Annotated in this window: 17 protein-coding genes; 6 read left to right on the forward strand and 11 right to left on the reverse strand. The window is 49.8% G+C overall.

Features of this window, described 5'->3' with window-relative positions:
- Positions 1-1103 precede the first annotated feature (1103 nt).
- Positions 1104-2423, forward strand: coding sequence for an MFS transporter (locus tag BLX24_RS19485; protein WP_071504971.1), 1320 nt, complete (start codon positions 1104-1106; stop codon positions 2421-2423).
- On the opposite strand, the gene BLX24_RS19490 is transcribed toward BLX24_RS19485, so the two are convergent.
- From BLX24_RS19490 to BLX24_RS19500, 3 genes are all read right to left on the reverse strand, one after another.
- Positions 2400-2783 (reverse strand): DUF3037 domain-containing protein, encoded by a 384-nt coding sequence (locus tag BLX24_RS19490; RefSeq protein WP_071504873.1) that lies wholly within the window; start codon positions 2781-2783, stop codon positions 2400-2402. The two genes, BLX24_RS19485 and BLX24_RS19490, sit on opposite strands and share 24 nt — an antisense overlap.
- Positions 2761-3558, reverse strand: coding sequence for a HipA family kinase (locus tag BLX24_RS19495; protein ID WP_071504874.1), 798 nt, complete (start codon positions 3556-3558; stop codon positions 2761-2763). The genes BLX24_RS19490 and BLX24_RS19495 overlap by 23 nt, the downstream gene beginning before the upstream one ends.
- A gap of 110 nt (positions 3559-3668) precedes the next feature.
- The gene (locus tag BLX24_RS19500) at positions 3669-4190 is read right to left on the reverse strand and encodes a hypothetical protein (RefSeq protein ID WP_071504875.1); all 522 of its coding nucleotides are present in this window, start codon (positions 4188-4190) and stop codon (positions 3669-3671) included.
- 181 nt (positions 4191-4371) lie between these two features.
- Between BLX24_RS19500 and BLX24_RS19505 the strand changes: the two genes are divergently transcribed.
- On the forward strand, positions 4372-4872 hold the full coding sequence (locus tag BLX24_RS19505) for a DinB family protein (protein ID WP_071504972.1): 501 nt from the start codon (positions 4372-4374) through the stop codon (positions 4870-4872).
- 108 nt (positions 4873-4980) lie between these two features.
- On the forward strand, positions 4981-5682 hold the full coding sequence (locus BLX24_RS19510; RefSeq protein ID WP_071504973.1) for an SIR2 family NAD-dependent protein deacylase: 702 nt from the start codon (positions 4981-4983) through the stop codon (positions 5680-5682).
- A gap of 27 nt (positions 5683-5709) precedes the next feature.
- On the opposite strand, the gene BLX24_RS19515 is transcribed toward BLX24_RS19510, so the two are convergent.
- The 5 genes from BLX24_RS19515 to BLX24_RS19535 form a co-directional block, all read right to left on the reverse strand.
- On the reverse strand, positions 5710-6435 hold the full coding sequence (locus BLX24_RS19515) for a helix-hairpin-helix domain-containing protein (RefSeq protein WP_071504876.1): 726 nt from the start codon (positions 6433-6435) through the stop codon (positions 5710-5712).
- A 24-nt stretch (positions 6436-6459) separates the two neighbouring features.
- Positions 6460-6954 carry a helix-hairpin-helix domain-containing protein gene (locus BLX24_RS19520; protein ID WP_071504877.1) on the reverse strand — a complete coding sequence of 165 codons (495 nt, stop codon included), beginning with the start codon at positions 6952-6954 and terminating at the stop codon, positions 6460-6462.
- 23 nt (positions 6955-6977) lie between these two features.
- Positions 6978-7988, reverse strand: coding sequence for an OmpA family protein (locus tag BLX24_RS19525; RefSeq protein WP_071504878.1), 1011 nt, complete (start codon positions 7986-7988; stop codon positions 6978-6980).
- 226 nt (positions 7989-8214) lie between these two features.
- Positions 8215-10308, reverse strand: a complete 2094-nt coding sequence (gene rho / locus BLX24_RS19530) for a transcription termination factor Rho (protein WP_071504879.1) — start codon at positions 10306-10308, stop codon at positions 8215-8217.
- A gap of 432 nt (positions 10309-10740) precedes the next feature.
- A complete protein-coding gene (locus BLX24_RS19535) occupies positions 10741-11760 on the reverse strand; it encodes a mechanosensitive ion channel family protein (protein WP_177225877.1) in 1020 nt (339 codons plus the stop codon).
- Positions 11761-12143: 383 nt separating this feature from the next.
- On the opposite strand from BLX24_RS19535, the gene BLX24_RS19540 reads away from it, so the two are divergent.
- The 3 genes from BLX24_RS19540 to lptC all read left to right on the forward strand — a co-directional run bounded on the left by BLX24_RS19540 (position 12144) and on the right by lptC (position 14808).
- A complete protein-coding gene (locus tag BLX24_RS19540; protein WP_071504881.1) occupies positions 12144-12899 on the forward strand; it encodes a type III pantothenate kinase in 756 nt (251 codons plus the stop codon).
- Positions 12900-12933: 34 nt separating this feature from the next.
- Positions 12934-14196 carry a BamG family beta-barrel-assembly machinery protein gene (gene bamG / locus BLX24_RS19545; protein WP_071504882.1) on the forward strand — a complete coding sequence of 421 codons (1263 nt, stop codon included), beginning with the start codon at positions 12934-12936 and terminating at the stop codon, positions 14194-14196.
- Positions 14197-14265: 69 nt separating this feature from the next.
- The gene (lptC, locus tag BLX24_RS19550) at positions 14266-14808 is read left to right on the forward strand and encodes an LPS export ABC transporter periplasmic protein LptC (protein ID WP_229201853.1); all 543 of its coding nucleotides are present in this window, start codon (positions 14266-14268) and stop codon (positions 14806-14808) included.
- 51 nt (positions 14809-14859) lie between these two features.
- Here the strand turns inward: lptC and BLX24_RS19555 are convergent, their stop codons facing one another.
- Genes BLX24_RS19555 through BLX24_RS19565 form a run of 3 tightly spaced genes read right to left on the reverse strand, consistent with a single transcriptional unit; the run spans position 14860 to position 16365 of the window.
- Complete coding sequence (locus BLX24_RS19555; RefSeq protein WP_071504884.1) at positions 14860-15285, reverse strand: c-type cytochrome; 426 nt, start codon at positions 15283-15285, stop codon at positions 14860-14862.
- The gene (locus BLX24_RS19560; RefSeq protein WP_083422073.1) at positions 15285-15935 is read right to left on the reverse strand and encodes an SCO family protein; all 651 of its coding nucleotides are present in this window, start codon (positions 15933-15935) and stop codon (positions 15285-15287) included. The genes BLX24_RS19555 and BLX24_RS19560 overlap by 1 nt, the downstream gene beginning before the upstream one ends.
- Positions 15907-16365, reverse strand: coding sequence for a hypothetical protein (locus tag BLX24_RS19565; RefSeq protein WP_071504886.1), 459 nt, complete (start codon positions 16363-16365; stop codon positions 15907-15909). The genes BLX24_RS19560 and BLX24_RS19565 overlap by 29 nt, the downstream gene beginning before the upstream one ends.
- Positions 16366-16403: the final 38 nt, after the last annotated feature.

Raw genomic sequence — 16403 nt, forward strand, 5'->3', positions numbered from 1 at the left:
GTGTCCGGTATCCAGCCACTAACATCCCGTAAAGAGCCCCTGTTCTTCGGACAGGGGCTCTTTTGGTTTTGGGAAGTAGTATTATGTTGTATTTTTCGTGGAAATTTTTATGTTCGGCAGATACACACAAACCGATTAAAGCTATCTGAACCACCTGAATATCATTCTGGTATCTGGCGGAGCGCCGGTTGATGCTACTGACGTATTCCTGGCACTTTTCCTGTTGTTAATTGTCTGTGTAATTCCTGGTACCTTTATTGCACATCATCGGAATAATTGACATTGTAGACGCTTATGGGGCGGCCGCTAGGAATAAAAATCAAGAATAAAGGCTGCATGGTTGGCATCACAACGTTTCTTGTGTTATTAGTATACTTTTGTCTGTCATTGGTGTATTTTTTGCCAAAGCCAGTTGAAAAGGTAGCCCGAAGCTGAGCTGGAAGACTAGCCGGGTGAAGAGAGTGCGGTCATAACCCTTTATAAAAAATAGTGGGGTTACAAAACGGTTTCCGAGCACTTACAGCCTGACTTACCAATACGGGACCGGAGTTTAGCACGGTCACCAATCCGGTAGTGCCTGAACTGATTTTCGTCAACATATGCAATGCGATAACCGGATGCATCCCGTATATGCAAAAGATATTTAGCGGCATGAAAATAGGGCTGTATTACTTGCCGGGTAGGCCCGTGGCCAGCAGGTAGTCGTTTTTCAAGTGAGAGGGTGTCATTTGGCCAGATATCCTGACATTGCTTATCAATTATGCTTACCTCTGTATAGTTATCTTTGCCCCCTGTACAATCGACAGCATTATATGCGAAAAAGTAAACAATACTGCTGGTGAAAAAGATTGTCAGACTAAAGATAACTTGCTCAAGACTGCTTTTTTTTACCATGGTTGAAATCTTCCTGTTCTGGTTAAAGGATAATGAGGCAATATGATGTTGCCATTACTTTAGACGTATTAAAATAATATATTGATACATGTTATTTATTCAATGGAAATACATCGGTTGTTTTCCGGAAAATTACAGTGAATGAATGTGTATTGGATAATCCGCTCTGATCATTGTACATTAGGACAGATTCGTTACCCATGTACTATATGACACAACCTGAGACACCATCAGCAAACCGCTTTCAGCTAAAATCCATTTTGGGAGGGTCAATCGGCAACCTGGTCGAATGGTATGACTGGTATGCTTATTCCGTTTTCTCGCTCTATTTCGCCGGTACGTTCTTTCCGCAAAGCAACGAAACGGCCCAGCTGCTCAACACGGCCGGTATTTTTGCTATTGGTTTTCTGATGCGCCCCGTCGGTGGCTGGATCATGGGAGCCTATGCCGACCGGCGCGGACGTAAATCGGCCCTGACGCTGTCGGTGCTCCTGATGAGCGGCGGGTCGCTGATGATTATGCTGGTGCCGGGTTATGACCGGATCGGGCTGATGGCACCGGTCATTCTCGTATTGGCACGAATGATTCAGGGCATCAGCATCGGCGGGGAGTATGGTACGGCGGCAACCTACCTGAGCGAAATGGCCCCTAAACACCTGCGCGGGTTTTACTCCAGCTTTCAATACGTAACGACAACCATGGGCCAGCTTGTTGCGCTGGCGGTGCTGATGATCCTGCAACGCTGGCTGCTGACACCCGACGAACTGACCGCATGGGGGTGGCGCATTCCGTTCGGGATCGGGGCCTTGCTGGCCCTTTCGGCCATTTACCTGCGCCGTGGCATCGAAGAAACCGAATCATTTAAACAGGAAAAGGTTGATGACAGCCGGAAAGGTACGTTGCAGGAGCTGGTGAAGTACAGCAGCGAAACACGGCTGGTTGTGGGTATTACGCTGGGCCTGACAGTTGCCTATTACACCTTTTCAACCTACATGCAGAAGTTTCTGGTCAATACAGCCGGTTTCAGCAAGAGCGATGCCACCACCATTGCCGTTATTTCCCTGATTGTCTTTATGATTGCCCAGCCGTTTATGGGGGCACTCGGCGACCGGATCGGCCGTAAGCGCATGATGATCATTTACGGCGTCCTGAGCGTGACCACAAGCATTCCGATTCTGATGGTGCTGGGTGAAACGCACAATTTCTGGGTTGCAACGCTGCTGATCACGCTGGCGTTGCTGATTCTGAGCATGTGTACGTCTATTTCGGCCATTATCAAAGCGGAGTTGTTTCCGGCCAATGTACGCTCGCTGGGGGTTAGTTTACCCTATGCCCTGGCCGTTGCCCTGTTTGGCGGAACGGCCGAGTATGTGGCCTTACTCTTCAAGCAAATGGGGCATGCCACGTGGTTCTACTGGTACCTGACGGCCTGTGCCGCCATCTCGCTATGGGTCAGCCTCCGCATGCGCGACACCGAAAAAGAGTCGCAGATGGACGCAGAAACGTCAACCGACCAATTGGTCAAATAACCGGTTGGTCGTTTCGGCCGGGTCGGTGCAAAGACCGGGGTGAACGGCTGAGGTTTGCACCACCGTACTGCGCATGGCCGTCAGCCACCGGAACCGCGAAGCAATGGCCAGTTGCCCGATTGGTCCGCCTTGTGAGCGACCCGCGCAGACCCGTTCAAACGCCTGGAGGCGGGACCGTAGCTCGTCCAGATCCAGTGACGGTGAAAACGCCCGCAACCGGTCTTCGGGCACCGTATAAATCGTCTTTAGAAAACCCTGTGACGGGCAAAACAAAATCACACCGACATTGATAAACTCTTCGCGTTCGACGCGCGGAACGACGCGAATAACGGCATACTCAAATAAGTGTCTTTCGGGCATACTGCGCGGCATTAACAAATACGTCGGAATGGGCAATCCGTGAATCTAAAAACTGGGCATAAATTTGTCGCTGGCTCTCGGCCGACTCAACATTGGGGTCGGCCAGCAGCCATTCGTCGGGCAGCAGGGCCACAATAGCCTGAATGCGGTCGGGCGTCAGAATGGCTTTGAACCGGGCATCAATGGCTTCCAGCTCCGAGGCTTTGGGTAGCAGAACGTGGTCTTTTATCTGTCCGAACGGCCGGAGGCTGTGCTCTTTCCAGTCGCCGCCGGTATGGTGAAAATACAGGGATGCCCCGTGATCAATCAGCCACAGCTCTTTGTGCCAGATCAGCATGTTGGTGTTACGGGCTGTGCGGTCGACATTAGTAATCAGGCAGTCGAGCCACACAATCTGCGACGCCAGCAGCGGGTCGACCGAATTAACGATGGGGTCGAATGTAATGGCGCCCGAGAGGTAATGCACCGCCAGGTTAAGGCCAACGCTGGCTTTGAGCAAATCCTGAATTTCTTCGTCGGGCTCGGTGCGGCCAAAGGCGGGGTCGAGATTGGCAAACACAATTTCCGGAATCCGGAAACCGAGGAGACGGGCCAGCTCACCGCCGATGATTTCGGCAATAAGCGCTTTGGCCCCCTGACCGGCCCCGCGAAACTTCAGTACGTATAAAAAGTCATCGTCGGCTTCAGCAATAGCAGGCAGTGATCCGCCTTCGCGCAGGGGCGTGACATAGCGCGTCACACCGACGGTTCTGAGTTCTGGTTGATAATCCTTCACGTTTATGTAGGCTCATGTACAACGGAATGGGATTCCGTTAGGTCCGGCAAGATAGTACATCCCGGGTATATAAGGTAAGCGCAACGGAATACCATTCCGTTTTACAAGCACTACTGAACGGCCTGTGTCAGCGTTTTACCGTCCGGATAGGTCATCTCGGTAATCCGCCAGCGACCGGCAAACTGCTGTAAATCAATCTTAATTTCCTGGTCTTTACCGCTGTCCTGAAACGTTACATAAACAATGGCCCGGGTCCCGCCAACGGCTGCCGGATTAACCCATGTTTTGGTAATGCCTTTGTCTGGTGCGTTAAAGAGCGGGTTTTTCTTGCCCGTTTTCAGCGCATCGGCTTTTTGCCGGATTTGGTCAGCCAGTGGTTTGGCAAAATACTGCTCAATCAGTTCGCGGTTCTTTTCGCGGAACGGATTGTCGGTTTTGTTGTGCTCAAAGTAAAGCGCCCTAACCAGCCGGTCGGCCGCGGAGCGCGGATCTTCGGGTCCCGGCTTTTTGGCCAGGGCCGCTGCGCTGTCATCTTTGACAACGGCCGGTTTGGTTTCCGTTGCCTGGTTGGGTTTGCTTTGGCAGGCCGCGAGTGCCAGCAGCAGAAACGGGAGCAAACGAAGTGTTTTCATGGAGTTAAAGGGCCTTTGTGTTTAGTTGGATGCTAAGTTAAAGAACGAGCGGTACCCGGCTGAATACAGGACGGGTTATTTCAGATTTATTTATGGAGAAAATAATAAAAAAAACGTCAATCCTGCTGACATAGGGCTGTCACAAGGGTGGGGTACCTTTGTAAAAACAACAAAGATAAGTATGAAAATCATCCCGATGTTCCGGAACGAGTTTGAGGCTGAGGCCGCTACCACCCGCAAATTTCTTGCTCTCGTCCCTGCTGAAAAACTGGATTGGCAGCCACACCCAAAAAGCATGACCATGCGCCAGCTGGCGACACACGTTGCTGAGATTCCGGGCTGGATCACCATGGCTGTTGATACCGATGTCCTGGATTTTGCGGCCCATCCATACGCACCCGCACCCGTTACTAATACCGAAGAATTACTGGCGATTTTCGAAAAGGAGGCCGCATCAGGCCGGCAGACACTAGCCACTGTTACGGAAGAACAACTCGATCTGCCCTGGGAGATGCGTCATGGCGACAACGTGTTGGCACAGATGACCAAAGGAGAGACCATCCGCCATGCGTTCAGCCAGACGACACACCACCGCGCACAGCTGGGCGTTTACCTGCGCCTGCTCGATATTCCGATTCCGGGTAGCTACGGGCCAAGCGCCGACGATTCTGCCGGATTCTAAGAGTGCATAAAGAATTTAGCACATAGCCACGGGGCTATGTGCTAAAAAAACGCTTTCTGTTTTCGATAACACTGGTATATTGCCGGCTGAATGCTGGCAATTGAAACAATGGAAAACCGGAAAAAGATCGTAGTGTTATCCGGCGCGGGCATCAGCGCCGAAAGCGGACTGGCAACCTTCCGTGATTCAAACGGCTTGTGGGAAAATTACCGGATTGAAGATGTGGCAACTCCCGAAGCCTGGCGCAAAAATCCGGCCCTGGTACAGGAGTTTTATAACCTGCGCCGGAAGCAGGCACTAGCCGCCGAACCTAACCCCGGACATCGGGCACTGGTCAGTCTGGAACGTGGTTATGCCGTAACGGTCATCACCCAGAACGTGGATAACCTGCACGAAAAAGCCGGTTCGGCCAATGTGCTTCACCTGCATGGCGAACTGACCAAAGCCAGAAGTACGTATGACCCGTCGCTGGTGTACGATATAGACGGCTGGGAAATTAAAATGGGGGATCGTTGTGAGCGCGGATCGCAACTCCGGCCGCATATTGTGTGGTTTGGCGAGGCCGTTCCGATGATGGATGTGGCCATGGACCTTACGGAAGAGGCCGATATCCTGCTTGTTGTCGGTACATCGCTGGCAGTGTATCCTGCTGCCGGACTGGTTTATGCCGTTCGGCCCGGGGTTCCGGTTTATGTCGTTGACCCGAATACGCCGGATATCCGCAACCGGAAAAACGTAACCTTTATTACTGAACCAGCGTCGACAGGATTGCCGCGTTTGGTGGATCAACTATTGAAAGAGGCTGCATAACCGTAGCAATGGGCTTTGCCGGCGAGGTTAGCGCGTTTTAAATTCAAAAAAAGCTTTTGCCTGTCCGACCCAATCATCACCCTCAATACGGCCGGGAAAAAACTCAATGATTTCGTTAACTTTCCTGATATCTTCTTTCGTGAAGTTGGCAATCTGCCGGAAGGTATAGATACCGAGGCTGTGTAATTTACGTTCCAGAAAGGGACCTACGCCATTAATCGCCTTCAGATCATCGGCCTCCTGTGGGTTGGCGTGGCCAATACGGTCGAAATTCAGTTCGGATGCCCGCAAGGCAATTCTGGCCAGAATGGCGGATTCTGAGTTGCCGGTCGGAGGGGGAGTCACCGGAGTGGCTGATATTGGTTCGGGAACGGCCGGTTTTGCTGTTTCCGGCGTAGTCTTCGTAGCAGGAATTTCCGTTGACCGCGCGCCGGAAGGATCACCGATCACTTTCTGACTAGGCAGCATAATGGTTTGGGAAACCACTTTGGCCGTAACAGGAAGCGGACTTTGGGCTTCTCCCGCAGGAATCGAAGGCGCTGGTGCCGTAACAGTTGTCGTAACCGAGGGAGATTTTGCGCGGCGGCATTCGGCAAGGGAGGCTTCCTTATCGGCAATCTCCCCCTGCAGGGCTTTAATTCTGGCATTCATGATCAGACGGGCAATGACCCAGCCCACAAAGGCTGCCAGGAAGAGCAGCAGTACTATTTCAATAATAGCAACCGGACGACTAAGGGGATCTAATCCAAACATACGGGTAAAGGTTATGGCATTGGGTTAATTCTTACGTTTGCACAAATCAAAGGCTTGACCTACCCAGTTGTCGCGATCGATACGACCCGGGAAAAACTCAATGATTTCGTTAATCTTGTCAATGTCCTGTTTTGAAAAATTGGCTACCTGTTGAAAGGTGTATATGCCAATAGCGTTCAGTTTTCGTTCCAGAAACGGACCAATGCCGTTAATCGCCTTTAAATCATCCGCTTCGAGTGATGAAGCGCGGCCAATCCGCTCAAAATTCAGCTCAGATGCCCGCGCTCGGATACGGGTAAGCACAGCTGTCTCATCAAGGCCGATGTTTGTCGGTAAGCCTGTTCCGCGCACGCATAAATCAAGCTCCCGTTCAGTACCAGCCAGTTCACCTTCCAGCTGACGGATGGTACTTTTTTGTGAGATATACCCAATCATGAAGCCAATTACCGCCGCTACAAACAGCATAATACTGTGTTGTATCAGGGCATCAGCCAGATTGTGTGGATTAAGAGTGAACATATACGTATTTGCTTGAAATAGTTTTATTTAATGACTACTACTGTTACCCGCCGGTTGGCTTTACGGCCAATTTCGGTTGTATTCGGCATTTTAGGATTTGCTTCTCCTTTCGCTTCAACCAAAACCTGATTCCCTGGTACGCCGACTTTATTCAGGCGCATTTTCACAAACTCAGCCCGTTTTTTTGATAAGTTTAAGTTGATATCATCGGGCCCCTGATCGTCGGTAAAACCGGTTAGCCGCAATTGTTTACCGGGGTTTTCCTTCAGATACCGGATTGCGGCCTTAAAGAACTTTTTGGTTTCATCAGTTTTGATGTACTCTGACTGGCCTTTGGGGAAGTACAAGTCAATCGGCTCAAAAATAGAAGCGTATCTCTGTGATTTGGCCAGATCTTCTTCTGTCATTGCCGTCACGGTTTCCGGCGCAGTGGTGCTGGCCGAAAGAGCTGCTGCTGCCTCCATACTTGTACTGGCCGCTGCTGCCACTGTTGATGCGGCCAGGGCAGCCGAATCCACTTTAGGGACTACAGCCGTAAAATCAAACTGAATGCCACCCACCACCGAATCGCCGGCTGTGCTCATGGCCAGATCTTCCTTTTCTTTACCGACAATGGTAATCGAGCTTAGCGGAACCCCCTTTTGCATCAGATATTCCTTGATATTTTCAGCCCGTGCAATTCCAAGGTTTGTTGCCGAAGTGTTATTGATTTCCCCCGGTTTATAAAAGCCGGTGATCGTCAGGTGACGTTCAGGGTTATTGAGCAGATAAAGCGCCAGCGAATCCATACTGATATCAATATTCCGGCGGTTTGCGATAGGGTCTGATTTGGCAAAGCCAAAATCTTCCGTTAAGGCAAGGCGTAAACGGCCGCCATCGGCTATAACCAGTCCGGCCGACAAGTTTACGGAAGCTACCTGAACAGGACCGGCTTCTTCTATACAAAGCTGTTTAATATGACAGACATGCCACCAGGTTGAACCGGCAATCCAGATAATCAGCAGGATTATCCAGGGCGTTTTGTTTGTAAACATAATGTTTTCAGGGGTTTAGGGCCTGAATGCTACTATAAGGCTATGAGTTCTGTAGAGTATAGTTGTCTTGCAAAAGTCATTCCAAATTTACAGGTACAAACTATAAATTCAAGGAAATCAGTTTTTTACTTACGTACAGGGAACAATTAGAGATGGGTAGGCACAAAAAAAGGAGTGACGCTTACGCCACTCCTTTTTTTATGTACGGATAATGTGATCCGCTATTTTAACGATTCATAGAAATCAGGAACTCTTCGTTGTTACGGGTGCCTTTCAGACGGTCGAGAAGGAAGTCCATTGTCTCGAGTGGATTCATATCGGCCATGTGTTTGCGCAGAATCCAGATACGCTGTAACGTCTCGCGGTCGATCAACAAATCTTCGCGACGGGTACCCGATGTCAACACATCCACAGACGGGAATACCCGTTTGTTGGCCAGGCGACGGTCAAGCTGGAGTTCCATGTTGCCGGTACCTTTGAATTCTTCAAAGATAACCTCATCCATTTTAGAGCCGGTATCAATCAGAGCCGTGGCAATGATGGTCAGTGACCCCCCGTTTTCTACGTTACGGGCGGCTCCGAAGAAGCGTTTAGGTTTGTGCAGCGCATTCGCATCCACACCACCCGACAGGATTTTACCGGACGACGGAACGACGGTATTGTAAGCACGGGCCAGACGCGTGATCGAGTCAAGCAGGATTACGACATCGTGACCGCACTCAACCATACGTTTTGCTTTTTCGAGTACCATGCTGGCTACCTTCACATGACGGTCGGCCTGTTCGTCGAACGTCGACGAAATAACCTCGGCGTTCACGCTCCGGGCCATGTCGGTAACCTCTTCCGGGCGTTCATCGATCAGCAGGATGATCAGATAAATTTCCGGATGATTTTTGGTAATGGCGTTAGCGATCTCTTTCAGTAACACAGTTTTACCGGTTTTAGGCTGTGCCACAATCATACCCCGCTGGCCTTTACCGATCGGCGCAAAAAGATCCAGAATACGCGTTGACAGAATATCCGGACGGGTGCTGAGTTTAATCTGCTCTTCCGGGAAGAGCGGAGTCAGGTATTCGAACGGAATCCGGTCTCGGATTTCGTCGGTTGTTTTGCCGTTTACCGTTGATACACGAAGCAGGGCAAAGTATTTTTCGCCTTCTTTAGGCGGGCGGATCTGACCACGAACGGTATCACCGGTTTTCAGACCAAACAGTTTAATCTGCGACGGAGAGACGTAAATGTCATCCGGGCTCGCCAGATAGTTATAATCTGCAGAGCGGAGGAAACCATAGCCGCCATCAGACATAATTTCGAGAACGCCTTCGTTTTCGATAATGCCGTCGAACTCGCGGATATGCTGATTATACTGACGGCGAACGCGGTTCTGATATTCAATCGACTCACGCGAAGGCGCCGGAATGGCTGGCTGGTTTGGTTGCGGCTGCTGACGTTCGGCTTCTACCGGTGCATCTGTAAACGATACCGGAGCTTCTGCCTGAAGGTTGTCAGGTGCCTGTACAAATTCGGCTACAGGTTGTGCCGGTACGTCAACCGGTACGGCTGTTACGAAGTCCTCCTCCTGATCATTTGTCAGATTCAAGGCTGATTCGTCCGTAACCGGCGACCGGCGGTCGCGAAAGTTTTCACGGCGCGGACGTTCCTGACGTTCAGGGCCTTCCGGTTTGTTTTGCTGGCGATTTCTTTCATACGCAACGCGTTGCTCGTAGGCCTGCGGATTTTCAGCCCGTAAGCGGTTTTCCCGAAGCTGACGGGCTTCGTTACGGGTCAGCTCACGGCGCGGGCGTTCATCCTGGTTGCGTTCAGACTGGCGGCGTTCCTGCGTTTCCGGTGCTACCGGGGCAGGCGTTTCTTTCTTTTCAGCCACAGGAGCGGCTGGTTCCGATGGCGGCGTTCCTGATACAACTTCTTCGGTAGGCTTACCGGCTTCCGGCGCAGTCCCTTCTGTACTGCGGTTAGTTGGCTCACGGCGAGTGCGTTGGCGGGGACGCTGTTCAACCACAGGAGCGGCAGACGGAGCGGGTGCAGCGGGTGTTTCAGACGCTGATGCAGCGGAGGCAACAGGTGTTGCGGCAGATGATTCTGAAGCGTTTGTACGAGTCCGGCGCGTACGGCGGGGGCCTGCTTCTGCATCGGCCGGCTGCGTCGGTTCATCAGGTACCGGCATACGTGCCTGTTGGTCTAATATCTTATAAATCAGTTCTTTCTTTTGAAATTTACTGGCGTCGCTAATTCCAAACTCATTGGCAATTGTGCGTAGCTCGGAAAGGAGCTTAAGATTTAATTCTTCAATGTTATACATATAAGGCAGGTCAACAGATAACCTTTGTGTTGAGAAACAATGTTTTATGGAAAACAGAGGGTCTTTCTGACGATACAGAAGACAGTTTGGTAGTTAAGTTGTCACAAGTGAAATGGCATTAGAAACAAGAAGTAGCTGAATTCTTTCCAGAAGACAGAGTCCGGGGGGACCGAAACAGGTATCTTTCTGGGGGATGAGTTTGCTAGATGACCGAGATTTCTAAGCGCCGGCTGAAGTCATTAAACTACCGGCATTGCCACGGTGTTCAACAAAATTGGATAATTTGATTTGGCTGGCTTTTGCCGATATGCTCAGACAAAAGTAAATCAATCACCTGGTATTGTCAAGATAACGCGTAAAACAACAAAAAGTTTCTGAAATATTACGGAAAATTAATTGGCATTCATGCCGGGTTAATATATGCTGACCAAATTAAATCAGTTTTTCAAAATGAGCGGTATCAGTTGTGTGCACAATTCGGGAGGGTAAAGCAAATTGTACCTGATGCCGTTGGACGATGTCGATGATACTGAAGTTAATTTCTTCTTTAACGATACGGAAATCAGAAATAGTGGGTGAATCGACAAAAAAAATTACGAGCACTTCGAACCCGGAGTCACCGAAAGAGTCCAGCCGGACGTAACTTGTTTTTTTATTGGTTTTCGGGTGCTGCCCGATGAGATTCCTTAAATCAGTCATTACGGCCTTCAGCCGGTCTGGAGGCGTATCGTAAGGGAAACGCAGAAAAAAGCGGGCCCGCCGGGTTTGCCGTTCCGTTAAGTTATCCAGCGACTGGCTGACCATGAGCCGGTTCGGGACGGTTAGCAGACTGCCGTCATCGGTTCGGATACGGGTACTGCGGAAGCCAATCTGCTCTACATCGCCGGACATGCCGCCTACACTTACTGAGTCGCCAACCAGAAAAGGCCGGTCAAGTACGATTGCAAAGGACGCAAACAGGTTTTCGAGGGTTTCCCGCGCGGCCAGTGCCAGTGCCAGACCTCCAATCCCCAGACTTGTCACCAGCGCCAGTACGTTCACATCATACACCCAGCTGAGTGTTGCAAAAAGGCCGAGAAAACAAACAAACAGAATGAGCAGATCACGCACAAACGGCACAAGCTGATCGTCGACCTTTGTCTCCGTGAGGGCGGCGCGTTTTTGAAACAGCAACCCCACAACTTTAACGGCGCGTATGCAAAGCCAGGTGACCATTCCCATAAAAAGGGTATGATAGAGCCGCTCTACAACCATTCTGAGGCCGAATTTTTCAGGCGGAATCAGGTTCCACTGTTCCGGAATCGTTAACTGATGGCACGCCACATAAATAATTGACATCAGGATGATTGCATCCATCGGGGGCTTCATCAGCCGGACAAAATCGTTGAGTGGTACACCGGCAATATCACGTTTAAGAATCTGGTATGCCAGATGGCTCATATGCCTCGCCATAACACGGTGTAGTAAAAGCCCCGTCAGCAAAAAGCCGGTGAACCAATACAGATTGTGGAGTGAATTGCCGGTGAAATACTGTTCTAGGAAATTCTGGAGGGTATTCATGAATAAGAAGAACTAAGCAGCACAAGAAGGCATTATACCTGAATCGGACGGTGACAGTACCCATCAGACAATCCGCCAATCAGGTATTGTGAAAACGCAGGAGTGCCTGGCATTTTGTCAACTAAATTCCGAAATAATGTTAAAAATAATTAAATCGGGCCGTATTTCCGGCGAATATAGGGTTATTTGACGTTGCAAACATGTGCGATGCAACGAATACCGCCAGAAAGGAGTAGAAACCTATACCGCCTGATGCCATAACTGCTTTTAAAAACATGAATTTAATCGTTGACTGGGGCAATACCCGGATCAAGGCAGCCTGGTTTGAGGGAGAAACATTAGTGGCTGTGGAGCGTTTTGAGTCCATCGACGCACTGCGGGAAACTATTGATGAAAAACGCCCTGACCGGATGATCGTTTCTTCAACCAGCAGGGCCGGTCAGACGCTGGAAGAGGATATACCGGCTCTGGCAGCTATGGATTGGGTCGTACTGGATGCAGCGTTGCCGGTGCCGGTCATCAAGAACTATGAAACGCCCCGGACGCTGGGTGCAGACAGAATTGCCGCTGCTGTGGGGGCGATGACCGTCTTTCCGGGGCAGGATTGTCTGGTACTGGATTTAGGCACCTGTATAACCGCAGATATTGTTGACCGGTCGGGGACCTTTCAGGGAGGAATCATTTCACCGGGGCTGAATATGCGTTTGCTGGCTATGCATCAGCAGACAGCCCGTTTGCCGCTGATTCCGGCGGATGAGCTTACCGGAAGCGGCTGGCCGCCTTTAACGGGTAAAAATACCCGCCAGGCAATGGGTAGCGGGGCGCTGAACGGAATGCTGTTTGAACTGGACGGTATTATTGCTGAACACCGGAAGAAATACCCGGATTTAACCGTAGTTCTGTGTGGTGGGGATGCGTCCCTTTTTGAAAGTCATCTGAAACCCCCGATATTTGCAGTGCCGGAGTTGGTACTGCGGGGATTGAACCGTATTTTAGAATATAATGTCAAGAAATTACCAGCGATTCAGTAAAGTTTTAGGGTTTGGGGGCTTATTGTTGTCCTGCATGTCACCAGCTGCGCGTGCGCAGGGATTAGGGAATTCACCTTATTCAGCGTTAGGAGTTGGCGAAGAATACAGCCAGGCTAATATTGCAAACCTCGGTATGGGAAGCGTCGGGATCAGTAATGCAAATACCGTCCATTTGAACCTGCAAAACCCCGCCTTACTGGCCCGCCGGGCCCGGTTTACGGTTTTTGAAGTTGGCATCATCGGGCAGTATAAGCCCCAGATCAGCCAGAATCAGGGAGGCTCAACCGTCTCTCAGCGCGACTTTGGTGCAAACATTAATTACATAGCCCTTGCGTTTCCGGCTTCTTCACGGTGGACTACGTCGCTAAATCTGCGGCCATACTCCTATGTCGATTATCAGACAAAGGTGTTCGATAAAGTGCCGAACACTATTTATGAAGTTCAGAAAAATTACTCAGGTAAAGGCGCCTTGAATAAGGCATCGTTTGCAAATGGCTTCCGGTTCTTCAAAAATCTGTATGTAGGTGTTGAAGCCTCTTACCTGTTTGGAAACATTACCAATAACTCAGACTCCCGTCTGCTGATCAACGACGTGGTGTCGTCCGTACAACCGCAGGATATTACAGTATCTCGGATTAACCGCACGAATTACAGCGATATCGTCTGGAAACTGGGTGCGGCATGGCGGCCAAAACTAGGCGAAAAGTGGACACTCAACCTGGGGGCGGCCTATGACCCTAAAACCAGTGTAAAGGCAGTACAGACTGATGTAAACCAGCTGGTTACGCTGTCGGGAACCAGTCTGTCAGATCCGGATACGTTGCGGGCTAACCTAACGGGCCATATAACGCTGCCAGAGCAGATGCAGTTTGGGATCAGCCTGGAGCGTAATAACAAGCTAACGGTTGGCGTGGATGTCGGATTTCAGAAATGGAGCCAGTACCGGACAGCCGATAACGCCAATCCGAAGTTGATGGATGGGATGCGGCTTGCTGCCGGGTTAGAGTATATTCCTAAAATTACATCAACAAAATACTGGGATCTTGTTACGTATCGTGCTGGTTTTCAGTATATAAAATCACCTTATCAGGTTTCAGGAAAGCAGTTGAATGACATCAACGGTAGTGTCGGTATTTCGTTACCGATCGGTTCCTATTTTGTCAATAACCTGAATCTGGCATTTGTTGGCGGCCAGCGTGGCACATTGATTGGTACCCAAATCCGCGAACGCTATGTCAAAATTGCTTTAGGCTTTACACTGAATGATAAGTGGTTCTACCGCTATGCACTTGATTAACAGCGAACAAGTTCCGGCTGATCCTTGTTGTTAATGATGTGTTCAGACTCGCTTATGTACCTGTCAACTTTGTTTCGTTCCGCCGTTCTTTTAACCGCGATTGCCGTTTGCGGTGCGTGTGAAGAAAATAAGGCGAGCAAAAAATATGAAGCCTACAAAGGCCCGATTGAAGAAATCAATAACGTTCAGATGCTTTACAGCGAAGGCGCGCTGATGAAAGTCCGGATGACGACGCCGCGCCAGCTCCGCTATCTGAACGAAGACCGGAAATATCCGCAGGAGGTTCATATTGACTTTTACGGACCAACCGGTACGGATGTTGTGACTACGCTTCGCTCGGATTCCGGACGCTATGACAAGGCTAAAGACCTGTATACCGTTCTGGGAAATGTTGTCGTCGTGAACAAGGAAAAGCAGGAAACGCTCGAAACCGATGTGCTTAACTGGAATCCGAACACGAAAAAGGTATTTACTGACCGGCCTGTTACGATTACCAGCAAACTAACCGGTGAGCGGCTGAAAGGCATTGGCCTTGATGCAAATCAGGATTTTTCAAGATATGCCATCCGGAAACCAACGGGTGTTTTCAACGTTGAAGGCACGCCCTTCTGATCCGGTTTTCCTGCTAAAACAAAGAGGGAGTCTGCAGACTCCCTCTTTGTTTTACGGGGTTCCGGCTTTAAGCACACCCTTTACTCTGGCTACATCAATCAGCGTCGGATCATTCCCCCAGCGATCATAGATGTAAGTCGTTAATTCGGCAATCTCCAGATCGCTGAGCTGAGGATTGGGCGGCATGACGCGGTTATATCGTTTGCCATTCACCTGAACAGGACCTTGCATACCATACCGGATTAAATGAATTACCGAATCCTGTTTAGCAAGGTAATCTGAGCCGGCAAGAGGAGGGTATAATGCCTCCAGCCCTTTGCCGTCCGGCTGGTGACAATTGGCACACGTATTCTGATAAATCAGTATGCCTTCGGTAATGTATTTCTGCCGCTTTATTTCGTCCTGACTCTGACAGCCGGCCGTCAGAAAAGCTATGCCAGTTGCCAGCAGGAAGGCATAATATCGTGTTAATTTCATTATTTCTTTTCCGCAAGCAGTTTATCCATGTCGCTCATTAGCTGATTAACCCCTTTTTCGGTTGTGCCGTCATAAACCCCGCGGACATGTTTTTCTTTATCGACCAGAATGAAGGCTCCGCTGTGGACCACGCCGCCAGGGGCCGATTTATCTTCCGCGGCTGTGACCATATAGCTATCCTGCCCGATCTCATAGATTTTTTCCTTCGAACCCGTCACAAACAGCCATTGATTCCCTTTTACTCCCAGCCCGTCTGCAAACTCCTTCAAAACTGCAACTGAGTCATGCTCAGGGTCGATGGTATGAGATAGCAGCATGACTGCCTTATTGCCTTTAAACCGGTCATACACCCGCTTCATCTGGGTTTTCATTTTGGGGCAGATGGTAGGGCAGGTTGTGAAGAAAAAGTCGGCGACGTATATTTTATCAGAAAGCGTTTTTTCTGTCACCGTATCACCGTTCTGACTAACGAATGAAAAGCGTGGAATGGCATGGTATACGGTATCGGTTACCTGTTTACCGTCAACAAGCTTACGGACAACTTTTTTTTCACCCAGAACCGGTAGTTTATCCGGGCCTGACTGGCAGGCCCAGCTGCCCAGAACAATACCGGCTAACAGGCTAAGGTTTACCCAAAAACCGGCGCGCATCGGCAATACTGCTGTTAATTTTTTCTTTGACATTAGTTACTTTTCCTTTCTCCTGTTCTAAATAACGCAATGCGTCCGCCGATTCCAGTTTTTTGAGGGTATCCGCATTGTACCCGTTCATCCAGGCCATCATGAGGCTATCGGCTTCGCCTAGTTGCCGCGATAACAGGGACGCTTGAGCTTTCTTTTCGTCAGAAAGGAGGGTGGCCGAAGCCGAAGTAGCAGCCAGGCTGTCTTCTTTGCCGACCAGTTGGTTCAGCTCTTTGCGGAGCTTCATAATCTCTCCGATTTTAGGCATTACCTCATCATGTACGGCAAAAACTTCTTTTTCTGTTTTATCAATGGCCTCCTGCTGACCGGAATCTCCGCAGGAAAAAAGAAACCCACTCGCCAGAATGGTTACCGAAAAAGACAGTACAAGTTTATTCATGATTGTGTTAACGACTGGTATTGATCTGTTAAATAAAT

Source organism: Arsenicibacter rosenii (assembly GCF_001870735.1).
Taxonomy (GTDB): Bacteria; Bacteroidota; Bacteroidia; order Cytophagales; family Spirosomataceae; genus Arsenicibacter; species Arsenicibacter rosenii.